This is a genomic window from Leptolyngbya sp. FACHB-711, assembly GCF_014695615.1.
Classification (GTDB): domain Bacteria; phylum Cyanobacteriota; class Cyanobacteriia; order Elainellales; family Elainellaceae; genus Leptolyngbya_A.
This window is the reverse complement of sequence record NZ_JACJOR010000155.1, coordinates 1-2,800: the sequence shown is the minus strand read 5'-3', so window position 1 is coordinate 2,800 and position 2,800 is coordinate 1. Positions and strand designations below refer to the sequence as shown.

At 52.5% G+C, this 2,800-nt stretch carries 2 protein-coding genes; both read left to right on the top strand.

The window, feature by feature from the left end; genetic code table 11:
- Positions 1-165: 165 nt before the first annotated feature.
- Positions 166-1,161, top strand: a complete 996-nt coding sequence (locus H6F80_RS05415; protein ID WP_190790579.1) for a glycosyltransferase — start codon at positions 166-168, stop codon at positions 1,159-1,161.
- A gap of 460 nt (positions 1,162-1,621) precedes the next feature.
- Complete coding sequence (gene gcvT, locus H6F80_RS05410) at positions 1,622-2,740, top strand: glycine cleavage system aminomethyltransferase GcvT (RefSeq protein ID WP_190790578.1); 1,119 nt, start codon at positions 1,622-1,624, stop codon at positions 2,738-2,740.
- Positions 2,741-2,800 lie beyond the last annotated feature (60 nt).

The following is a 2,800-nucleotide window of genomic DNA, read 5'->3' as shown; positions in this document are numbered from 1 at the left end:
AACCCCGATCCCCAAGCCTTGCGCTTTGACGAACGACCTTGATAAAACAACCCTGAAGCCGAACTCGATCGTTTGCTGTGCAACGTCCGCGTGTGTTCCACAACCTGTCAGTCATTTCCCAGGATCTCAATCCCTCTCAGAGCCGCCCAATTTGAGGAAAAACCCGTGGTGCTTACCAACTCGCAGCCTGTGCTTATCAGTGTCATCCTACCGCTCTATAATGCAGAGTCCTACATCAGAGAGGCGGTGCGATCGATCTTGCAGGAAACCCGCATTCCGCTAGAGCTGATTGTCGTGGATGACGGCTCGACCGATCGATCGCTGAAAGTCCTCAAACAAATTCGGGACGATCGCCTTGTGGTGCTTTACAACCAGGGCAAAGGCATTGCAACCGCGCTGAACACTGGGCTTGCGGCAGCACGGGGCAAGTTTATCGCTCGCTGTGATGCCGATGATTACTATCCGGCCGGGCGGCTGTTTAGGCAGATCAATTGGCTGATGCAGCACCCAGAAGCAGGAGCCGTCTGTGGGGGATATCGCGTGATCGATCCCAAAGGGCTTTCCGTCACCGCGTTTAATTGGAGCCAGGAAATCGAAGACATTACGGGCGAACTGCAAGCCGGAACCGCGCGCACCCATCTCTGCACCTTTGTGATACGAACGGACATTGTGCGATCGATCGAGGGCTTCCGCTCTTATTTCGTCACGGCTGAAGATATTGATTTGCAGCTCCGGCTGGGCGATGCCACAAACGTCTGGTATCTGCCCGGAATGTGTTATCACTACCGCCTGCATGAAACTTCGATCACCCATACCCGCAGTTCAACCGAGCGCGAGTTTTTTGACCAGATTGCCCGTGAATTTCAGCGACAGCGACAGCAGCAGGGTCACGATGCGCTGCAACGAGGCTGTCCTCCTGCCTTACCCCAGAAACACGACAAGCCGCCTATGACGGCAAAGCAGCATTTGCAAAACTTTTTACTGGGGGAGGCGTGGCGCAGCTATCAAGCTGGACAACTGACAAAGGCTCTAGTTGCGGGAATGCGATCGGCGTTGGCACTGCCCAGTAATCTAACGGTTTGGCGCAGTGTGCTGTCGCTGGTGATCAAGTCGGCAACTGCGAGCAGTCAACTGATGTTTCGGCTTTATTCGCGATCGTAAGAGCAAAAGCGGGAGGGGCGATCGTTCCTAATGCTGCAAAATTGCCGGATGACAAAATGTTCTGAGCCGCGAAGACTGAGGCAAATTGCAAACGGGTATTACTACCAGGCGCAGCCCTGTTTCCGATCTATTCAACCCAGATATTCCCAACCCAGATATTCAATCAACTCGGATGGATATTCAACCCAGGCGGTATTGTCTGTGATAAATAAATTGCTCAACAGATTGCTCAACATCGCTAAACGTTGCTAAACAAGGTTGGATTTGAATCGAGAGCAATCATCGAAAATCGTAAGGTATCAACCCCTAGACGATCCCGTTGAAAGAATCGCAAAACAGATTTGTGCCTGCTGTGGTCGCTTGATAGAGCAGTGTAACGAAAGGTTCGCCCCCTCGATCTTTCGCATGACTGAATCAGCGTTAAAAATGGAAGAAGATATCGTTGTTTCTCTTCTCCACTATGGCAGACCCTACCTCTGATATTGCACTCCTCAAAACCCTGCTGCACCTGCGCCACCTGGAGCTAAAAGCCAGAATGGTTCCCTTTTCCGGCTGGGAAATGCCTGTGCAGTACGAGGGCATTAGCAAAGAACATCAGGCAGTCCGACAGGCGGCTGGAATGTTTGATATTTCCCACATGGGTAAGTTTGTCTTGCAGGGAAAGAGGCTGATTGAGCAATTGCAGTTGCTTGTGCCCTCTGATTTGAGTCGGCTTCAGGCGGGAGAAGCTCAATATACAGTGCTGCTGAACGATCGTGGTGGCATTATCGACGATTTGATTATCTACTACCAGGGCGAAACCCCAGACGGAGTGCAGCGCGTGACTACGATCGTCAATGCCGCAACAACCGGAAAAGACCGCAATTGGCTCAAAAGGCATCTTGACCTGAATCAGATTGAATTCATCGATTTGTCAGCTGACCAAGTGCTGGTTGCAGTGCAGGGTCCACAGGCGATCGAAAAACTGCAAGCCTTTGTGCAGGAAAACCTGTTTCAGGTAAAACGATTCGGGCATCTCGAAGGCACAGTTTTGGGACAGCCAGGATTTCTGGCACGAACAGGCTACACAGGCGAGGATGGCTACGAAGTGATGGTTGAGCCGGGCGTAGGTGAAGCACTTTGGGAAGAACTGCGATCAGTGGGTGTCGTTCCCTGTGGCTTGGGCGCAAGAGACACCCTGCGGCTAGAAGCAGCAATGGCACTCTACGGCATGGATATCGACGAAACCACTACGCCTCTGGAAGCAGGCTTAGGCTGGCTAGTGCATCTCGATCGCAAAGGGGACTTTATCGGGCGATCGGTGCTGGAGCAGCAAAAACAAAACGGACTGCAGCGACGACTGGTCGGACTGCGAACCGAAGGCCGCAACATTGCCCGTCACGGCTATCCGGTACTGTCTGAAGGCAAACCGATCGGCGAAATTACGAGCGGCACTCTTTCTCCAACGCTGGGCTATCCGATCGCGCTGGCTTATGTGGCAGCTGAACTGGCGCAACTCGATCGAGTGCTGCAAGTCGAGATTCGGGGCAAGAGCTATCCGGCAACAGTGGTGAAGCGCCCGTTCTATAAGAGTTCTTGACCATAAGAGCCATCATTTCACTCCTGCCGTTTTCTGCCCGCTCAGATGACATAAGCTGAA

What these genes read in the sequence shown, in the direction of transcription:
- gcvT (WP_190790578.1), top strand. Translation starts at nt 1,622, where the DNA reads ATGGCAGACCCTACCTCTGATATTGCACTCCTCAAAACCCTGCTGCAC.